The sequence below is a fragment of the Staphylococcus pasteuri genome (assembly GCF_003970495.1).
GTDB classification, from domain to species: Bacteria; Bacillota; Bacilli; order Staphylococcales; family Staphylococcaceae; genus Staphylococcus; species Staphylococcus pasteuri.
This window is the reverse complement of sequence record NZ_RXWW01000084.1, coordinates 13367-31438: the sequence shown is the minus strand read 5'-3', so window position 1 is coordinate 31438 and position 18072 is coordinate 13367. Positions and strand designations below refer to the sequence as shown.

Sequence of the window (18072 nt, the reverse complement as noted above, 5' to 3'; positions counted from 1 at the left end):
GATTCAATATGAATCCGTAAGTGCAATATCAATATAATATATAGTATATAAAACATAAATCTATCAAAAATTAATACTGTCTAATAGACATTGATACTAAAATTTTGCGTTTTGCATTACATTTAAATTAAACACTTTAGTTTGACCACAGTTCTCACAAACAGTAGCAAAACCTTCAAGATCGTTTGTTTCATTTCCAGCTGTTGGAATATGAACGATATCTTCTAAGAATGTTAGTTTTGGGTTTGAACAACAAACAGAACGTCTTCTTGAATTATAAAATTGTTTGATTGTTTCTAATTCTTCTTCATTAAATTTTGTGTTTTTCATGTTTCACACATCCTTTCATTTGATATGTATATAAAAAATAAAAATGTTATCAAAAAGATGTTGCAACATGGTTAACGCAAAATATCAATTGTCTATCTATCAGTTTGCAAATTTGATATTAAATAGAGTTTAATATAATTGAGCGAAATTTTGTTGAATATTGCTTAACTGTTTGAAAAAACAGCTTAAATGTAAGATACATCTAAGCTGTTAATCATTATTTATTACTTATTGGCTTTGTCGCCGTCAACACGTTCTTTATTTCCTTTGTCATCTTGTGACTTAGGATTGTCTTTCTTTTTAGCACTATTTTTTACTTTTTTGACAGTTTTATTGTCATTACTCTTAGAATCTTTTTGCGTTGATTTACTGTCATTTTGTTTTGAATCGTCACTACTATGACTACAAGCACCTAAAACTAAAAAGCTAGATAAGATCAACTAAAATACTTTTTTCATTCTATCTCTCCTAAGATATGTCATTATCTTAAGTTTACTACATATAAATGTTATTTTACATCTATTTCTTTTTAAAAATTGTGAATATTTTTATTAATATTAATAAGTAAAAGTAATTTAAAAAGAAAAGTTGTTGAAAGTGAAAAGAGGTGATATTAAAAAAGCGCCAACATTAACTTTAATAATGACGAAAATTAAAGTTAAGCTGACGCTAACAAGAAGTAATGTTAAACACTCACAAAGTTTAACAAATTTAGAGTACCACAAAGTTAAGTTTTTTACCACTTTATTATATTGATAATTAGCAAATGAAAATTAAAGTTTAAGTTAAATTATTTTTATAGTTGAAAGAAAAATAAATAAACAAGAATTTTGGTTATGAAAAATATAATAGTTTAAAACATTTAATGCTGAAATACTTTATAATTCGCTATATCAAGTATTTTAAATGACACCCTCTAGTAGCATAAGGTTTTGAAAAGTTATAATCTATCAAAGATATTTAATTCTTTATTATTTGCATCAAAAGAAATATATAAATCATCATCGAATACTTCTGAATTATTATTTTGAATGTCTAGTTCAGCTAGTATTTTAAAACTTCCATTGTTTTGTGGTTCAACTATTGAAATTTCATTAGCATTACGTTGTATAGCAAAGTGACGATTTGAATGATTATTGATTTTCCAATCTTCCATAATTAATAATCCTCCCAAGCGCTAAATACATTCATGCCTATATAAGGGGAATGTTTTAAGGTATTGCTCATCATTTCTAACCAAAGCTTTTTTCAATTTCTGTAAATGCTTTAGTAGTTAATTTAATATGATTAACTTTGTCATCTTCAATATCACCGTTAATATAATCATTATTAATCAGTACTTTCAAATTTTCTAAAAAGTCATCGTACTCACGATCACAAAAATAGTCATCTTGTGTAGTAACAGAATCTTTGAAATCATTCGCTTCTTGTTCTGATTGACCTTCATTAGATCTTTCCATATATAATTTGTAAAATTTAGCAACGGTATATTTTTGTTCTTTAGTTAATTCGTCCATCTTACTTTCCTCCCTAATTCACATTACATATGTATTACCCTTTATTTTTAAATTGCAAAACAATTTATTAGAGTAATTACTGACAAAACTATGACTTTTGAGTATTTTTTACACCTTCTTGTACAGCTTTAGCAAATTTATAGAATGTTTTCGTATAATTATCTGGATTTGAGCGGATTTTTTGATTAAATTGGCGTCCTTTAAAAAATTGTTTTCTCAATCGCGTAGTTAGTTCCAACTGCACCCCTGAGTCGCTTTCGTTATCATTAACAAAGTTTTTTGATGATTTAGCATCAATTTCTGTTGGGCTTTCTTTAACGGAAAAGCCTTTTCGACGTAGCGATTTAGCAATTGATTTTGACATTTTTTTATCTTTACCTCCGACAAAGACAATAGGATCATCACCTGAAAAACCATGAATTGAAATAGTTTTTTTCGTTGTTTTAAGCATATTACGCAACTTTGGTTCATCGTAATTGGTAGATGTAATGTGAAGTTGATCATTGTTTTTGGAGCGTAAACCTTCAAAAGTGTAAAAATCATATTTTCCAATATTTGAAATACGGCGAGCAAGTTCAGTCGTGCCAGGTTCAATACCTCCGCCATGAATTGCTGTTACTAAAATATCATGGTGATTACGATTTTTTGTAATAACACGCCAATCTTTATTTTCTTTAGTATTTGTTTTAAGTTCTTGAAAATTATTATATCGGTCATTTGAATGATTCATATTTTTTCTTGTATTATAAAAAATTAAAGCCACAATGATGATGGCGATAACAATTAATAGAATTGAAAAATAATATAATTTTGTATACAGACTTGTATGCTTTTTCATATATTCTCCTAAGAGTTTTTTTATCTATAAATCATATCAATTTATTAATACTATCAACAAGCATTTCCCTTTTATTTAGTATATTAATTTAAAATATTATAAGTAATAAATGAAAAGTTTTGGTTAGATTGAAAAGATGAGTATAAATAAAAAGTAGAAAATCACTTTAAATATTACAAATTAACAATTCCTTAATATTACTTTGGTAAAATGTAATTAAAGGGATGTGATGATATGGATAAAGAATTATTAAGAAAATATTTAAATGACGATGGTTTTAAAGCAGTAGGGGTAATTTTTGGGAATAAACGTATTATTTTAGAAAGTGATATCCATGTTGATTATGAACACGAAGTTATTATTTATCCTATGAAAAATAGCACAAGAATCATTCCGTTTAATGCGATTAGTTACCTTGATCTATTAGATAAGAACGATCAGTACATCAATTATTTTAAAGAAGTATAATTAAATTTAAAAAACGCCTTACTATTCATATTAAATATGACTTATATGAAGTAGGGCGTTTAATAAGTTTTGACAAGTTTTAAACGGTATTCATTTGTGAAATTATCTTTCAATGCATAAGGTGAAATAATATATAATCCATGGTCGCTTACAGCATTTTTGCTTACGCCTTCCTTATATGCTTGGTAGATAATTTTAGTACAGTATGTAAATCGTTTACTTTTTAAGTTTAAAGTCACTAAATATCTATTGTCTGTATTTTCATAGTTTTCTTTTGTCCACTGTGCGGCCTTTTTACCAGCTCCTGGTTTTACGCAGCGATAAATTTTAATCCAGTCATCTTGGCCTTCTCCAAATCGTGATTTGAATGATTCAAATGATTCTGTGATTGGTTTATCACCAGGTCCTTCAATTTGTAAAACAGTATTATGATCAATGGCAATACTAGAATGACCAAAAAAACCATATAAAACTGGTCCTTTCGTAATAATGATATCTCCAGGTTGTAATTGGAAATCTTTATTAGATGCTGAATATGTATGTTCCTGTGACTCTGCGTTTAAATGGTTGGGAGGGAATATACAAGTACTTATCATAAAGAACATAATAGTTATTAATATGTATAATAAAATTTTACGCAATTATCAAAAACTCCTTTAAATAATGTAAGAAGCATAAATATAAGTATTAAAATAAAACGTTCAGCTACTAAAGCAACTGAACGTATTTGTGATGTGTTACAAACCGAATATTAATGTATAAATTAACATGGCTAAACCAAATATAAAGAATACAATTGTGAAGCCAAGATAAGATTCTTTTTTAGATTCTTTTTTAGTTTTAAGCATAGTAACAAGAACGATTGTACCTGCAATTAAAAATATAATTGATAACCAAAAAAGAATAGTGAAATGTAAACTCATTTTTTAACCTCCCATCTTTTAAAGAAAATCGTAAAAAATTGGATAAATGTAATATAGGGTAAGAATGATATTAATAAAAAAGAGAATTTCACTTAATAAATCCTTATTAGAAATAGCTATAAATAAGCTTATAATAATAATCAAACCACATACTATTAATCCGGGCACTAACCATAAGGTGTCATCTAGGTTGGTGTTATTTGTAATGACGATATTAAAAATTACAAACAATATCGTTAATAAAATATTAATTACGTGTAGAAAATATAATTTCATAGGTGATTCACCTCTGGAAAATGCTTCTTTAGTAAAAAAATCCTTATGTATATCATATCATTTATTATCACTTGGTAAATAATTAAATAGAAGTATATAGCTATAAATTGTGAATAAAAAGAAACGACATTTTAAGCGAACATCCCATTTTTTTGAATAAGTAAATAAAATTGTGAATAAATTTAAAAAAATACAATAAAAATGTGCAAAATTTACACTTTGCACATTTACAATCTCGAGTTTTCTGATAAGATTAATTACAAATTAAATAAAGATAAAATATAAGGGGAATATTGTGATGACATTTTATGATTTTATAATAGGTTTTATAAATGACGATACACCGTTTGGAAATTTAGCTAATTACATCAATAAAGATCATAAATTCCCAAAAAATGAAAAGAATAAGTTTGTAATTCGTACTTATGTTTTATCGAATTATGATGATTCTCAACTCATTGAAAGTGCCAATAGAGCCATTAGTTTATATCAACTAACTTAGTTAGTACCAATTTTGTTGATTCAACGCATACCATACATCTTTTGTTCTAAAATTAATATCATTATTTTTAACACTAAATGGCTTTATAATATCTTTGTCTAACCAAGTATTGATTAACTCATTTGGTACGCCATCTAATAACATATCGCTTTTACTTACAACAAAGCATTCCCATTCAAGTGTTACATTATTCGGATTCACATAACTGTGATCATGAGATTCCATATTGATTAACACTCCTTTAACAAATGTAAACTTAGTGTTAAGTTATACCCACTAAGACAATATATTAATCATCTGTTTATATTATTTTTCATTGATTTGTTGATTTACTATTACTATGTCTAATGATTTAATGTTAGTTATGAGCTTTATATAAGTAATAGAGGTGGAAATATGGCAAAAACTTTATATTTAATGAGACACGGACAAACAGTTTTTAATTTAAAAGGCAAAATTCAGGGCGCTAGTGATTCGCCTTTAACATTATTAGGTGTAGAACAAGCAAAAGCTGCAGCTCGATATTTTGAACATAATCAAATTGAATTTGATAGTTTGTTTTCTTCTTCTCAAGAAAGAGCGTGTGATACTCTAGAAAATGCAGTACCAAACCATCAAAATAGATATATTCGCTCAAAAGGATTAAAAGAGTGGCGTTTTGGTTTGTTTGAAGGCGAAAGTATTGAATTACTTAAACAAATTAAACAACCTAAAACGCTTTACGGTGATTATGTTGTACCTTTTGGGGGAGAATCACGTGAAGATGTAGAAAATAGAATGGTAGAAACATTAACTGATATTATGGAAAATTATAGTCGTCATACAACACTAGCTGTAAGCCATGGAAGTACAATTGGTTTATTTATTAGATACTGCTTAGGCTATGAAGAGGGTAGTACATTTAATATTGGAAATTGTAATATACTAAAATTTAGTTACGACAAAGGGAAATTTACTTTCATAGAATTAATTGACCCTATGTAAAAGAAAGCTCAACCTTGCTATAAATACAAGGTTGAGCTTTTATCATTATATTAGCTTTATCGTTAAATTGAATTAGAGGTCAGATGTTAATGAAATATATAAAATTACTTTGGATGTAATCTTAATCCATTTTTTTCTAACTTAAATATGATAATAACTTAATTTTTTAAATTATAAGTTAACCAATGTTCATCAAAATAATCTTCACCGATTTTAGTAGCATTTTTCTCGAAACCTAGATTTTCAAAACCTAGAGAAGTGAAGAATACTTTTGCACTAATATTATTTGAAGTGACAGAAGTGAGAATGGTTTCTAAATCTTTCTGGCTAGCAATTTCAATAATATAATTGATTAATTCACGATTTATCACTTCATCATTATCTTTAACAAAGTTATTATTGATGACAGCTTTATGTTGTTTACCTACTTGTCTCATTTGACTTAAGGTTGCAGTAGCTACTAGAACGTCATTTTCAAAGGCACCATATACATTGATGAAAGGGAATTCGGAAGATAAAAGTTTTGTCAAAATGTCATCAGAAACGTGGTCTAAATAATAACGATCCCACGAATAAGTATGATGTTCCCCTGATAATAGTGATTTGTAAATTTCTAAATCATCTAGAGTTAATAAACGGATGTTGTTCATAGTGACCTCCTAATTCAAATCATTAATTGTGTGTCGTTGCTGGGTAAATACATATTAAAATATTTAATAAAAATAATCAATGATTATTTAAGAATAAGCAAAAACGTTTTTGAAAAAATAGTTAAAATATATATTTAATTGTATGTATATAATAACTCTTCATATACATTATAACAGAAACTTGATTTTAAAGGTCGGAAATATGAGGTAATTATGTGAACAAAAAAAGAGACCCATTCAATAGAGAATGGGTCATATAAATATATAATATTGTATTTATAACTTAGTCAACAACTTCAACATTTAATTTAACATCAATGTTTCCTCTAGTTGCTTTAGAGTATGGACAGAAGTCATGTGCATCTTGTAAATATTTTTCAGCGTCTTCTTGAGATAATACATTTTTCACTTTAGCATCGATATCTACGCTTAATTTTGGACTTTCAGCGTCTGGATCATCTTCAAGACGTACTGTTAAAGTTACTTCTGGTTCAGCATCTCTAACTTTGTTTTGTTTTAAAATTAAATCAAATGCACCATTAAAACATGAAGCATATCCTGCTGCGAATAATTGTTCAGGATTAGTAGCATTTCCGTCCGCTTGTTGTGGTGGTAATACATCTACATTGATTGCTTTATCGTCAGTTTGAACGTGTCCTTTACGTCCACCTACGTTTGTCACTTTAGTTTCATATTGAACTGCCATAATTATTACCTCCTAATTAATCATATATATAAAGTGTACCCGTAAATTTTTAGTTCAATCATTCATAATAATTTTTTGGCTATTGATTCAATAAAGGCGATTGGTAGTAATGTATATTTTAGTTTAAAATAAAAGAAAATATACACGTATATAGTTCAAAAAGAGACAGGAAAGAGGGATAGTATGTCAAATGTAAATATAGCTGTTACGATTGCACCTGAAAACACGATAGCAGATGATTTATTTAAAGACATAGAGTTCTATCAAGATAGTATTGATATTATAGAGCTTAGAGTAGATCAGTGGGATAAATTAGATAGGCTCAATCAAGTCATTGAAGAATTAAATCAGTTAACGTTTGATTTTAAAATTTTAATTACATTTCGATCTGCTTCTCAAGGTGGTAAACGTAATGTGAATGAATCCGAATATCTGAATGTGATAGAACATCTAATTAATACAGACGGATATAATATGTTAGATATTGAATGGGATGAGCAAAAGAATAAAGATGATTATTTAAATTTAATCAATTTAGCTCAACAAAAAGGATTAGAAGTAGTATTATCACAACACAATTTTGATGAAACACCTACGTTTGAAGAAATGAAATTCACTTATTATAAAATGAGTCAATTTAACTCGAATTATATAAAGCTAGCAGTTATGCCCCATGATATAAAAGATGTATTGCATTTATTAGAAGCAATGAATGAATCAGCTAATTCATTAAATCAAAAAGTGATTGGAATTTCGATGTCTAAAATAGGGGTCATTAGTCGCACGGCACAAGGTGTTTTTGGTGGTGTAGTATCTTATGGATGTTTAAGTGAACCCCAAGCACCTGGTCAAATTCATGTCGAAGAATTAAAAAAGCAAATTGACTTTTATGAGAAATGATTAGAAGGTTTGAACAATAGTAGATTGTGTCTTATAATTGATAAAGATTATCAACGAATAATAAAGGGAGCGATAGGATTGGAACTACAAGAAGCAATCTCGAATAGAAGAAGTGTTAAAAAGTTTAAGCACGATATGACAATTGATGATAAAGCTTTATATGAAGCTATTGAAAAAGCTACAGATGCTCCTAACCATGGCATGAGAGAACCATGGAGAGTTGTCCATGTTGCTAAAGATAGATTAGGAAATATGAGCGAAGATATTACACGATTTGCTTTTCCAGATAGTCCTGAAAAGCGAGCAGATCATTATGATAAAGTTACTAAACTAGGTGGCATGTTAGTATTAGTTTTAAAAGCTGATCCAAGACAACGTCAAAATAGAGAAAATTACTTTGCATTTGGCGCATTCGCGCAAAATTTAATGTTGTTATTATATGAAGCAGGTATAGGTTCATGTTGGAAATCTCCAGCATATATTTTTGAACCTAAAATACGAAAAGCTTTAAACATTGAAGATGATGAAATTTTAGCAGGTTTCTTATATTTAACTGATTTAGAAGAGCCAATGACAAAAGCCAAACGTAAGAATAGACATCTTATCTCAGAATACTAAATAATTAATCACAAAATGAAAGATATTAAATAAGGTCGAGGTAACAAATAAGAAATAAGCCATTGAATGGTACTCAAATTTCTTTACTTGTATCTCGACCTTTTAATATTATTTGCTAAATGTTTCGTCTAAAAATGATTCAACTTGTTCTGGTGATTTAGCATTAGCTGAATGTAAATGTGCTAATTTATCACCATTTTTAAATACTAAAATACTTGGAATTCCCATTACGTCATTTTCAGCAGTAACGTCTTCTAATTCATCACGGTTAACTGTATACCAATCATAATCTTTATATTTTTCGACGATTGGGTCAATCCACATATCCATAGCTTTACAATCTGGACACCAACCAGCTTCGAATTTAACGATGACAGGTTTGTCATTTTGAACTATGTTATTAAATTGTTCTGTAGTATTAATACTTTCCATTACAAAAGCCCCTTTTCATTTAATTAGTAAATTTATTATAACGGATGAAATTTCTTAAATAAAAAAATAAGCTTAAAAAGTAGAGCGTTTTATAAAATAACATGATATATTTGTGATAAGAGACAAAGGAGGCAAAACTCTATGATTAAATTTTATCAATATGCAAATTGTACTACTTGTAAAAAAGCAGCAAAATTCTTAGATGAGTATGGTGTTAGTTATGAACCAATCGATATCGTTCAACATACACCTACAAAAAACGAGTTTAAAGAAATTGTTGAAAAAACAGGTGTTGATACTAAAAAATTATTTAATACACATGGTGCTAAATACCGTGAATTAGATTTAAAAAATAAATTAGACGACCTAACAGATGATGAACGTTTTGAATTACTTTCATCAGACGGTATGTTAGTTAAACGTCCATTAGCTATATCTGGAAATAAAATCACATTAGGTTTTAAAGAAGAAGAATATAAAAATACTTGGTTGTAACACTTTTTTGAAGTTTATAGAAAGTGAACATTCATAATTATCAAAGACTAAAAAATATTAATTACATATTTAAAGCCGAATTTTAAAAGGTTTGAAATTTTTATATAATAGTTGATTGATAATAGTGGGTATGGCATCATTAAAATGTACTTAAAAATTAGGAGGGGATTTATCGTGGCAGTACCAAACGAATTTAAATACTCTAAAGAACATGAATGGGTTAAAGTTGAAGGAAACGTTGCAACAATCGGTATTACTGAATATGCACAAAACGAATTAGGCGATATCGTATTCGTTGAATTACCTGAAACTGATGATGAATTAAATGAAGGCGACACTTTCGGTAGTGTTGAATCTGTAAAAACTGTATCTGAATTATACGCTCCAATTAATGGTAAAGTATTAGAAGTAAATGAAGAATTAGAAGACAGTCCTGAATTTGTAAATGAATCACCATACGAAAAAGCATGGATGGTTAAAGTTGAAATCAGCGACGAAAGTCAACTTGATGAATTATTATCAGCAGACCAATACTCAGAAATGATTGGTGAATAATAACAATGAACTCCTCGATCTCGTATCAAGGAGTTTTTTTAGTTCCACTTCTAATTTTCAATTAGATTAGTGGAACTTATGCACTAGCAAAAGCTAGTGCGAACCGAAAAAAGAAAAATCTTTAGATTTTAGAAGCACTTATGCACTAGAGAAAACTAGTGCTACCCAATAATGATTGGTATCTATGCCTATAAATTAAAACTTGAAATAAAGTAAAAGTGTTACTTAATTAAAAACTAATAACACAGTAATACATAAAGTTAGTTTTAATTATGTAAGGAAAATATTAAGAGAAATTAAAGTTTAATGATATATGTTTGATAAATAACACTACAGTGGAAATATATAGTGATAGCTAATTATTGATTTTTCAAAGGGTGAATCATTATGACTATTGTGAATAAGGTAATTATTGTTGAAGGTAAATCAGATAAGAAAAGATTACAACAAGTCATTGCAGAACCAGTTAACATTATTTGTACGCATGGTACTATGAGTATTGATAAAATTGATGATATGATAGAGTCACTTTATGGCAAGCAAGTTTTCGTTTTAGCCGATTCCGATGATGAAGGTGATCGTATTAGAAAATGGTTTAAGCGATACTTGAGTGAGTGTGAACATATATTTGTAGATAAAACCTATTGTGAAGTAGCTAATTGTCCTAAAAATTATTTAGCAAATGTACTTACTAAACATGGTTTTAACTGTAAAAAAGAAAAGCCCCTCATGTCTAATTTAAAAACTGAAAGGTTAGTTTTAGTAAATGAATAAAGCAATAGAAGTAGATGATGTAACTGAAAATTTTGGTAAGGAAAGACACTTGATATTTGGATATACCCCAACTTGTGGGACTTGTAAAGTATCAGAAAGAATGCTGGATATCGCTAATGAAATATTAAATCTTCCAGTTAAAAAAATCGATTTGAATTTTCATCCGAAATTTAGTGAAGACCACCAAATTATGTCAGTACCAGTATTAATGTTAATGAATAAGGATAAAGAATCGAAAAGAATATATGCATTTAGATCAGTTCCTTATTTGTTAGAAAATTTAAAATAATGATTGACGAATTTCTACCTGGATGGTAGGATTAAATCAAATTAAATAATGCTTACACTCTTATCGAGAGAGGTGGAGGGATGTGCCCTACGAAGCCCGGCAACCGTCTAATATAGAAATGGTGCCAATTCACATAAAGTCAAACTTTAGAAGATGAGAGAAAGATATTTTTCAATGCTTTCTCTAACACCTTAAAGTTTAGAGAAAGCATTTTTTAATTGGTAGAAGTTAAACAAGGAGGCATTAACGTGATTGAGTTAAAACAATTAGTTAAACAATATCATACGAAAAACAAAGACGTACTTGCTGTAGATCACGTTGATTTAAATATTGAATCTGGTTCGATATTTGGCGTTGTCGGTTTTTCTGGAGCTGGAAAAAGTACATTGATTAGAATGTTTAATAATTTAGAAACTCCAACCTCAGGTGATGTTATTATCGATGGCGACAGTATTAGTAATTTAACTAAATCAGATTTACGTAAAAAGCGTCAAAAAGTGAGCATGATTTTCCAACACTTTAATTTATTATGGTCAAGAACCGTACTAAAAAATATCACATTTCCTTTAGAAATTGCTGGCGTTTCAAAAGGCGAAGCAAAAAGGAAGGCTAACGAACTTATTGAACTTGTAGGTTTAAAAGGCCGAGAAAATGCATATCCTTCTGAATTATCTGGAGGTCAAAAGCAAAGAGTAGGTATCGCTAGAGCATTAGCAAACGATCCAACTGTTTTACTTTGTGATGAGGCTACAAGTGCATTGGACCCTCAAACAACAGATGAGATACTTGATTTATTATTAAAAATACGAGAACGACAAAATTTAACTATCGTCTTAATCACACATGAAATGCATGTAATACGACGTATTTGTGATGAAGTTGCAGTAATGGAAAACGGACGTGTTATCGAGCAAGGCCAAGTAAGTCAAGTGTTTGAAAACCCACAACATGAAGTTACTAAACGTTTTGTTAAAGATGATTTAAACGATGATTTTGAAGAATCATTGGATGATTTAGAACCACTTAGTGAAGATTCTTACATAGTTAGATTAAACTTCAATGGCGAGAATACAACACAACCGATTGTTTCATATATTACTAAAAAACATAATGTTGATTTGAATATTTTAGAAGCTGATATCAAAAACACAAGAAATGGTACTTTAGGTTTCTTAGTCGTCCACATACCGCATATAAGTTCTGAAAATTTCGAAGATTTTAAATCTAATCTTGGTGAACAACATGTAAATGTGGAGGTGTTAAGACATGGATAATTCATTTAGTGATATTTTAAAAGAAATGGTCACAATGCCTAATGTGCAATGGCCAGATGTTTGGCAAGCCATAGTTGAAACACTTTATATGACTGTAGTATCAACTATTTTCGCATTTATTTTTGGATTAATTTTAGGTGTATTACTATTTTTATCAGCTAAGAGCGAATCTAAAACAGCAAGAGTCTTTTATTCAATTGTTTCATTCATAGTGAACTTATTTAGAGCAATTCCATTTATCATCTTAATCTTGTTATTAATACCATTTACAAGTGTAGTACTAGGAACTATTAGTGGACCAACGGGTGCATTACCTGCATTAATAATTGGTTCAGCACCATTCTATGCAAGATTAGTAGAAATAGCTTTCAAAGAAATAGACAAAGGGGTTATTGAAGCGGCTTGGTCAATGGGGGCAAATACTTGGACTGTAGTTAGAAAGGTATTACTTCCAGAAGCGATGCCAGCATTAGTATCTGGAATTACAGTAACAGCGATTGCTTTAGTAGGATCTACTGCAATTGCAGGTGTTATTGGAGCCGGTGGTTTAGGTAACTTAGCTTATTTAACTGGTTTTACTCGAAATCAAAATGATGTCATTTTAGTTTCAACAGTATTCATTTTAATTATTGTATTCATCATTCAATTTATTGGTGATTGGATTACAAATAAAATAGATAAACGCTAAAAAAGGGGAGAAATCAATGAAGAAAATCTTAGGTATTTTATTATTATTAACGTTGACTGTAGCACTTGCAGCTTGTGGTGGAAAAGGAAGCGATAAAACAATTAAAGTTGGAGCTTCACCAGCACCACATGCTGAGATTCTAGAAAAAGCTAAACCATTATTAGAGAAAAAAGGGTATAAATTAGATATCAAAACAATTAATGATTATACAACACCAAACAAATTATTAGATAAAGGCGAATTAGATGCCAACTTCTTCCAACATACACCTTACCTTAAAACTGAAAGTAAAGAAAAAGGCTATAAAATTGAATCAGCAGGTAACGTTGAGTTAGAACCAATGGCTGTTTATTCTAAAAAATATAAAAGCTTAAAAGATTTACCAAAAGGGGCAACAGTTTACGTTTCTAACAACCCAGCAGAACAAGGACGTTTCTTAAAATTCTTCGTAGATGAAGGTTTAATCAAAATTAAAAAAGGCGTTAAAATTGAAGATGCTAAATTTAGTGACATAACTGAAAATAAAAAAGATATTAAATTTAATAACAAACAATCAGCAGAATTTTTACCTAAAATTTATCAAAAACAAGATGCTGACGCTGTTATCATCAATTCAAACTATGCACTTGATCAAAAATTAAATCCTAAAAAAGATTCAATCGCATATGAAAAAGCTAAAGACAATCCATATGCTAACTTAATTGCAGTTAAAGATGGACATAAAGACGATAAGAAAATCAAAGCTTTAATGGAAGTATTACAATCTAAAGAAATTAGAGATTACATTAATAAAGAGTACGATGGTGCGGTTGTACCAGCAAAATAATTAGCATAATAATAAATCCTCAAGTCACTTTGACTTGAGGATTTTTGTGTGAATAAGAATTTAAAGATAGACCTAAACTCTTATTTACTATAAACGCATTAAGCCATTGATAAGCAGAATTAATGAAGCAATTAATAATAAAATAGAAGGTACGAATGTACTTTTGTTTTTGGAGTGGCGAGATAGTTGGGCTCTAATAATTAAAATAATAGCGATCAAAATTAAAATAGCACTAATACCATAAATGAAAATAGAAAACACTACAGATACCTCCTCGCCAATAGCGTAACATAACTATATATTTAATATACTCATATAATAAGTTGATAAAAAATAAAAGTATGTTTAATTTTTATAGGTCGTGGTATTTAATAATCATAACAATTGATAAGTATTTCAAGGAGGAATTCAAAATGGCTGAAGATAAATTCGAACAAGCAAAAGGTAATGTAAAAGAAACTGTAGGTAACGTTACTGACAATGAAAACCTTGAAAAAGAAGGTAAAGAAGATAAAGCTTCTGGTAAAGTGAAAGAAACAGTTAACAACGTTATTGATAAAGTTAAAGGTAATAAAGAAGATAAATAGATAATATTAAGGCTCTCTTACACATGATGTGTTTGAGAGCCTTTTTTGTTTTAATACTTTTTTACCTATATACTTTCTTCGTTTTTAGCAGTTATCTGACCAAGAATGTAACTAACGATAAAACCTATAATTAACGTTAGTATAGAGATTATCCATGTTACCAATGATGTCGGTATTCCAGGAAATACAGCATAAATAGATCCGATAACAAATCCGATAATTAATGCGAATGTTACGGTTGTATGATGATGTAATAAATACTGGATGAGTTTACTAGAGATTAAAAATCCAGACAATATACCTAAACCTACTATTAAAAGTATTGGTAAAGCATCGAAATTAAATTTTACTAGTTCTGATATAGCAAACATAACCGTCCCGTATGCTCCGAAAATAAGTAACATAAATGACCCTGATATACCTGGAAGAAGCATTGCACTAGAAGCACATATACCTGCAATATAATATTTAATAATAAGACTAGTATTTAAAGATAATGTCTCTCCTGCGTGTTTGTCTCCACTATTTAATAAAGTCATGATGACTAGTAATGCGATGCCTATTAAAACGACAATATAATGTTTCGTTTTAAAAGTTGTTTTGAAATGTGACACTTTAAGAAGGTAGGGAATGATGCCAATAATTAAACCAGTAAAAAAGAACATAGTAGGAACTTCGTGCGCACTTAAAAGGTAGTTGAATAAATTACTTAAAATACCTATAGCTAATAGCATACCAATTACAATAGGTAATAAAAATTTAAAGCTAGGCCAAAATCTTTTCGAAAATAAACCACTTATTGAACTGATAAAGCCATCATAAATACCTAGCAAAAGTGCAATCGTTCCACCACTGACTCCTGGCACTAAATCACTTGTACCCATGCCAAATCCTTTAATCAAATTTAACCATTTGAAGTTTTTCATTAATGACTCCTTTCTTAACCTGTAAGGTTAAAGTGAATCATATCATAATTATTGATTTAAAGTTAAATAAATCTACTATTTGTCTAAAAAATGGCTATTGAGAAATTAACGGTTTTCGTTATCATTTGAAATAACATTAAACTATAGATAAAAATAATTTTTTAAAAGAATTACTCTAATTTATCGGTTTAAAAAGTTTATATTAACCTGTAAGTACGTTATAATATAGTAGATTGAAAATTCCAAAGGCTTTTTGACTATAGATTAAAATTATTATAAACTATTTAAGAAAACTTTATATTTTATGGAGGGAATATAAATGTCATCAACATTAGAAATTAAAGACCTACACGTGTCTATTGAAGATAAAGAAATTTTAAAAGGCGTTAATTTAACAATTAATACTGGGGAAATTCATGCCATTATGGGACCAAATGGTACAGGTAAATCAACATTATCATCTGCAATTATGGGTCATCCAAGCTATGAAGTAACAAAAGGTGAAGTGTTACTTGATGGTGTTAATATTTTAGAACTTGAAGTTGATGAAAGAGCAAAAGCTGGATTATTCCTAGCAATGCAATATCCTTCAGAAATCACTGGTGTAACAAACGCCGATTTCATGCGTTCAGCAATTAATGCAAAACGTGAAGAAGGTCAAGAAATTAACTTAATGCAATTCATCAAAAAATTAGATAAAGAAATGGATTTCTTAGACATTGATCAAGACATGGCTCAACGTTACTTAAATGAAGGTTTCTCAGGCGGAGAGAAAAAACGTAATGAAATCTTACAATTAATGATGTTAGAACCTAAATTTGCTATTTTAGATGAAATTGACTCAGGTTTAGATATTGACGCTTTAAAAGTAGTGTCTAAAGGTATCAATCAAATGCGCGGAGAAGACTTCGGTGCATTAATGATTACGCACTATCAACGTTTACTAAACTACATCACACCTGACAAAGTACATGTTATGTATGGTGGTAAAGTTGTTAAATCTGGTGGACCAGAATTAGCAAAACGCCTTGAAGAAGAAGGTTATGAATGGGTTAAAGAAGAATTTGGTGCTACTGAATAGTCGAGATTAATCTATCGATTTAAAGCTCGTTGAGATGTTCGTATAAATGATGAAACTGAACATTGAATTATTAATACTATTTCATCAAGTGGGAGGATAAGAGTTATGACAACTGAAACTTTGAACATTTCTGAAGAACAACTTGTTGATTATTCAAAAGCGCACAATGAACCTTCTTGGATGACTGAACTACGTAAAGAAGCGTTGAAATTAACAGAAACTTTAGAAATGCCAAAACCTGACAAAACTAAATTAAGAAAATGGGACTTTGATACGTTTAAACAACATCACACAGAAGGTAATGTTTATCAAAGTTTATCAGAATTACCAGAATCAGTTAAAAAAATTATCGATGTTGAAAACACTGAGAATTTAATTATTCAACATAATAATGATTTAGCATACACACAAGTTTCTGAACAAGCCAAAAATGATGGTGTCATCATTGAAGGTTTATCAGAAGCACTTGTTAATCATAGTGAATTAGTACAAAAATATTATATGAAAGATGCTGTAAATGTAGATGAACATCGTATTACAGCATTACACACTGCATTAATGAATGGTGGCGTATTTGTATACGTTCCTAAAAATGTCGTAGTTGAACATCCAGTTCAATATGTTGTTTTACATGACGATGAAAATGCAAGTTTTTATAATCATGTTATTATTGCTACTGAACAAAGTGCTGAAGTAACTTATGTAGAAAACTATTTATCTAATGCAAGTGGTGAAGGAAATCAAATTAATATTGTTTCAGAAGTAATTGCTGGGGCAAATTCTAATATCACATATGGTTCTGTAGATTATTTAGATAAAGGTTTCACTGGACATATCATTAGAAGAGGTACTACTGAAGCAGACGCTGCCATCAATTGGGCATTAGGTTTAATGAACGAAGGTAGCCAAATTATTGATAATACAACTAACTTAATAGGTGATCGTTCTACAAGTGAATTAAAATCAGTTGTAGTCGGTACAGGTGATCAAAAAATCAACTTAACTTCTAAAATTGTTCAATATGGTAAAGAAACAGATGGTTATATTTTAAAACATGGTGTAATGAAAGAAAATGCATCATCAGTATTTAATGGTATCGGTCATATCAAACATGGTGGTACTAAATCAATTGCTAACCAAGAGTCTCGTGTATTAATGTTATCAGAAAATGCTCGTGGAGATGCGAACCCTATTTTACTAATCGATGAAGACGACGTAGAAGCAGGTCACGCAGCATCTGTTGGACGTGTTGATCCAGAACAACTTTACTATTTAATGAGCCGTGGTATTTCTAGAAGAGAAGCTGAACGTTTAGTTATACATGGTTTCTTAGATCCAGTAGTAAGAGAATTACCAATTGAAGACGTAAAACGTCAATTAAGAGAAGTTATCGAACTTAAAGTTTCTAAATAGATTTAAAGTAAGAGATTTTT

Annotated in this window: 29 protein-coding genes and 1 riboswitch; of the genes, 15 read left to right on the top strand and 14 right to left on the bottom strand. The window is 29.3% G+C overall.

Translation table 11 applies throughout. The features are described from left to right. Positions 1–96: 96 nt before the first annotated feature. The 5 genes from CD121_RS11255 to CD121_RS11235 form a co-directional block, all read right to left on the bottom strand. Positions 97–330 (bottom strand): hypothetical protein, encoded by a 234-nt coding sequence (locus tag CD121_RS11255; protein WP_029056555.1) that lies wholly within the window; start codon positions 328–330, stop codon positions 97–99. Between the two features lie 224 nt (positions 331–554). Beyond that, positions 555–770, bottom strand: coding sequence for a hypothetical protein (locus CD121_RS11250; protein WP_246456615.1), 216 nt, complete (start codon positions 768–770; stop codon positions 555–557). Positions 771–1270: 500 nt separating this feature from the next. After that, the gene (locus tag CD121_RS11245) at positions 1271–1486 is read right to left on the bottom strand and encodes a hypothetical protein (RefSeq protein ID WP_017637829.1); all 216 of its coding nucleotides are present in this window, start codon (positions 1484–1486) and stop codon (positions 1271–1273) included. Positions 1487–1562: 76 nt separating this feature from the next. Beyond that, positions 1563–1847: a hypothetical protein gene (locus tag CD121_RS11240; protein WP_029056556.1), complete on the bottom strand. Its 285-nt coding sequence runs from the start codon at positions 1845–1847 to the stop codon at positions 1563–1565. A gap of 88 nt (positions 1848–1935) precedes the next feature. After that, positions 1936–2685, bottom strand: coding sequence for a poly-gamma-glutamate hydrolase family protein (locus CD121_RS11235; protein WP_117239109.1), 750 nt, complete (start codon positions 2683–2685; stop codon positions 1936–1938). Between the two features lie 234 nt (positions 2686–2919). On the opposite strand from CD121_RS11235, the gene CD121_RS11230 reads away from it, so the two are divergent. Continuing rightward, the gene (locus CD121_RS11230; protein ID WP_017637826.1) at positions 2920–3153 is read left to right on the top strand and encodes a hypothetical protein; all 234 of its coding nucleotides are present in this window, start codon (positions 2920–2922) and stop codon (positions 3151–3153) included. 59 nt (positions 3154–3212) lie between these two features. Here CD121_RS11230 and lnsA read toward each other — a convergent pair whose 3' ends face one another. The 3 genes from lnsA to tsaA form a co-directional block, all read right to left on the bottom strand. Beyond that, positions 3213–3794 (bottom strand): lipoprotein N-acylation protein LnsA, encoded by a 582-nt coding sequence (lnsA, locus tag CD121_RS11225; RefSeq protein ID WP_371683228.1) that lies wholly within the window; start codon positions 3792–3794, stop codon positions 3213–3215. Between the two features lie 96 nt (positions 3795–3890). Next, complete coding sequence (gene tsaT, locus CD121_RS11220; protein ID WP_029055618.1) at positions 3891–4076, bottom strand: type II toxin-antitoxin system toxin TsaT; 186 nt, start codon at positions 4074–4076, stop codon at positions 3891–3893. Between the two features lie 18 nt (positions 4077–4094). Next, entirely contained in the window at positions 4095–4352 is a 258-nt protein-coding gene (gene tsaA / locus CD121_RS12480; RefSeq protein ID WP_072291797.1) for a type II toxin-antitoxin system antitoxin TsaA, read from the bottom strand. Positions 4353–4650: 298 nt separating this feature from the next. Between tsaA and CD121_RS11210 the strand changes: the two genes are divergently transcribed. After that, positions 4651–4854: a sterile alpha motif-like domain-containing protein gene (locus CD121_RS11210; protein ID WP_029055617.1), complete on the top strand. Its 204-nt coding sequence runs from the start codon at positions 4651–4653 to the stop codon at positions 4852–4854. Here the strand turns inward: CD121_RS11210 and CD121_RS11205 are convergent, their stop codons facing one another. Further along, positions 4855–5079 (bottom strand): hypothetical protein, encoded by a 225-nt coding sequence (locus tag CD121_RS11205; protein ID WP_017637487.1) that lies wholly within the window; start codon positions 5077–5079, stop codon positions 4855–4857. 171 nt (positions 5080–5250) lie between these two features. Here CD121_RS11205 and CD121_RS11200 point away from each other — a divergent pair, with 171 nt between their 5' ends. After that, positions 5251–5838 carry a histidine phosphatase family protein gene (locus CD121_RS11200; protein WP_017637486.1) on the top strand — a complete coding sequence of 196 codons (588 nt, stop codon included), beginning with the start codon at positions 5251–5253 and terminating at the stop codon, positions 5836–5838. 158 nt (positions 5839–5996) lie between these two features. On the opposite strand, the gene CD121_RS11195 is transcribed toward CD121_RS11200, so the two are convergent. Together CD121_RS11195 and CD121_RS11190 are read right to left on the bottom strand one after the other, a co-directional pair. Beyond that, a complete protein-coding gene (locus CD121_RS11195) occupies positions 5997–6488 on the bottom strand; it encodes a GNAT family N-acetyltransferase (protein ID WP_017637485.1) in 492 nt (163 codons plus the stop codon). Positions 6489–6771: 283 nt separating this feature from the next. Further along, positions 6772–7194, bottom strand: a complete 423-nt coding sequence (locus CD121_RS11190) for an organic hydroperoxide resistance protein (RefSeq protein WP_126568310.1) — start codon at positions 7192–7194, stop codon at positions 6772–6774. A 183-nt stretch (positions 7195–7377) separates the two neighbouring features. On the opposite strand from CD121_RS11190, the gene aroD reads away from it, so the two are divergent. Further along, positions 7378–8094, top strand: coding sequence for a type I 3-dehydroquinate dehydratase (gene aroD, locus CD121_RS11185; RefSeq protein ID WP_126568309.1), 717 nt, complete (start codon positions 7378–7380; stop codon positions 8092–8094). Positions 8095–8172: 78 nt separating this feature from the next. Then, a complete protein-coding gene (locus CD121_RS11180; protein ID WP_017637482.1) occupies positions 8173–8712 on the top strand; it encodes a nitroreductase family protein in 540 nt (179 codons plus the stop codon). 108 nt (positions 8713–8820) lie between these two features. Here the strand turns inward: CD121_RS11180 and CD121_RS11175 are convergent, their stop codons facing one another. Further along, a complete protein-coding gene (locus tag CD121_RS11175; protein ID WP_126568306.1) occupies positions 8821–9144 on the bottom strand; it encodes a thioredoxin family protein in 324 nt (107 codons plus the stop codon). Positions 9145–9285: 141 nt separating this feature from the next. On the opposite strand from CD121_RS11175, the gene CD121_RS11170 reads away from it, so the two are divergent. The 7 genes from CD121_RS11170 to CD121_RS11140 all read left to right on the top strand — a co-directional run bounded on the left by CD121_RS11170 (position 9286) and on the right by CD121_RS11140 (position 14045). Beyond that, on the top strand, positions 9286–9639 hold the full coding sequence (locus tag CD121_RS11170; RefSeq protein WP_017637480.1) for an arsenate reductase family protein: 354 nt from the start codon (positions 9286–9288) through the stop codon (positions 9637–9639). Between the two features lie 174 nt (positions 9640–9813). Continuing rightward, positions 9814–10194 (top strand): glycine cleavage system protein GcvH, encoded by a 381-nt coding sequence (gcvH, locus tag CD121_RS11165; protein ID WP_017637479.1) that lies wholly within the window; start codon positions 9814–9816, stop codon positions 10192–10194. Between the two features lie 387 nt (positions 10195–10581). Further along, positions 10582–10968, top strand: a complete 387-nt coding sequence (locus CD121_RS11160) for a toprim domain-containing protein (RefSeq protein WP_017637478.1) — start codon at positions 10582–10584, stop codon at positions 10966–10968. Continuing rightward, the gene (locus CD121_RS11155) at positions 10961–11257 is read left to right on the top strand and encodes a thioredoxin family protein (RefSeq protein ID WP_126568303.1); all 297 of its coding nucleotides are present in this window, start codon (positions 10961–10963) and stop codon (positions 11255–11257) included. Before CD121_RS11160 ends, CD121_RS11155 begins: the two co-directional genes overlap by 8 nt. Before the next feature lie 57 nt (positions 11258–11314). Beyond that, positions 11315–11417, top strand: a riboswitch (SAM riboswitch). Positions 11418–11505: 88 nt separating this feature from the next. Further along, positions 11506–12531, top strand: a complete 1026-nt coding sequence (locus CD121_RS11150) for a methionine ABC transporter ATP-binding protein (RefSeq protein ID WP_017637476.1) — start codon at positions 11506–11508, stop codon at positions 12529–12531. Beyond that, positions 12524–13219: a methionine ABC transporter permease gene (locus CD121_RS11145; protein ID WP_126568301.1), complete on the top strand. Its 696-nt coding sequence runs from the start codon at positions 12524–12526 to the stop codon at positions 13217–13219. Before CD121_RS11150 ends, CD121_RS11145 begins: the two co-directional genes overlap by 8 nt. A 16-nt stretch (positions 13220–13235) precedes the next feature. Further along, positions 13236–14045 carry a MetQ/NlpA family ABC transporter substrate-binding protein gene (locus tag CD121_RS11140; RefSeq protein ID WP_029055610.1) on the top strand — a complete coding sequence of 270 codons (810 nt, stop codon included), beginning with the start codon at positions 13236–13238 and terminating at the stop codon, positions 14043–14045. 87 nt (positions 14046–14132) lie between these two features. Here CD121_RS11140 and CD121_RS12300 read toward each other — a convergent pair whose 3' ends face one another. Further along, positions 14133–14306, bottom strand: a complete 174-nt coding sequence (locus tag CD121_RS12300; RefSeq protein ID WP_156156324.1) for a hypothetical protein — start codon at positions 14304–14306, stop codon at positions 14133–14135. Between the two features lie 152 nt (positions 14307–14458). Between CD121_RS12300 and CD121_RS11135 the strand changes: the two genes are divergently transcribed. Further along, positions 14459–14632 (top strand): CsbD family protein, encoded by a 174-nt coding sequence (locus CD121_RS11135; protein ID WP_017637472.1) that lies wholly within the window; start codon positions 14459–14461, stop codon positions 14630–14632. Between the two features lie 65 nt (positions 14633–14697). On the opposite strand, the gene popT is transcribed toward CD121_RS11135, so the two are convergent. Further along, positions 14698–15558: a polyprenyl-phosphate transporter PopT gene (popT, locus tag CD121_RS11130; RefSeq protein ID WP_126568299.1), complete on the bottom strand. Its 861-nt coding sequence runs from the start codon at positions 15556–15558 to the stop codon at positions 14698–14700. Positions 15559–15877: 319 nt separating this feature from the next. Here popT and sufC point away from each other — a divergent pair, with 319 nt between their 5' ends. Both sufC and sufD read left to right on the top strand, forming a co-directional pair. Further along, positions 15878–16639, top strand: a complete 762-nt coding sequence (sufC, locus tag CD121_RS11125; protein ID WP_017637470.1) for a Fe-S cluster assembly ATPase SufC — start codon at positions 15878–15880, stop codon at positions 16637–16639. Between the two features lie 105 nt (positions 16640–16744). Next, on the top strand, positions 16745–18052 hold the full coding sequence (gene sufD / locus CD121_RS11120) for a Fe-S cluster assembly protein SufD (protein WP_017637469.1): 1308 nt from the start codon (positions 16745–16747) through the stop codon (positions 18050–18052). Positions 18053–18072: the final 20 nt, after the last annotated feature.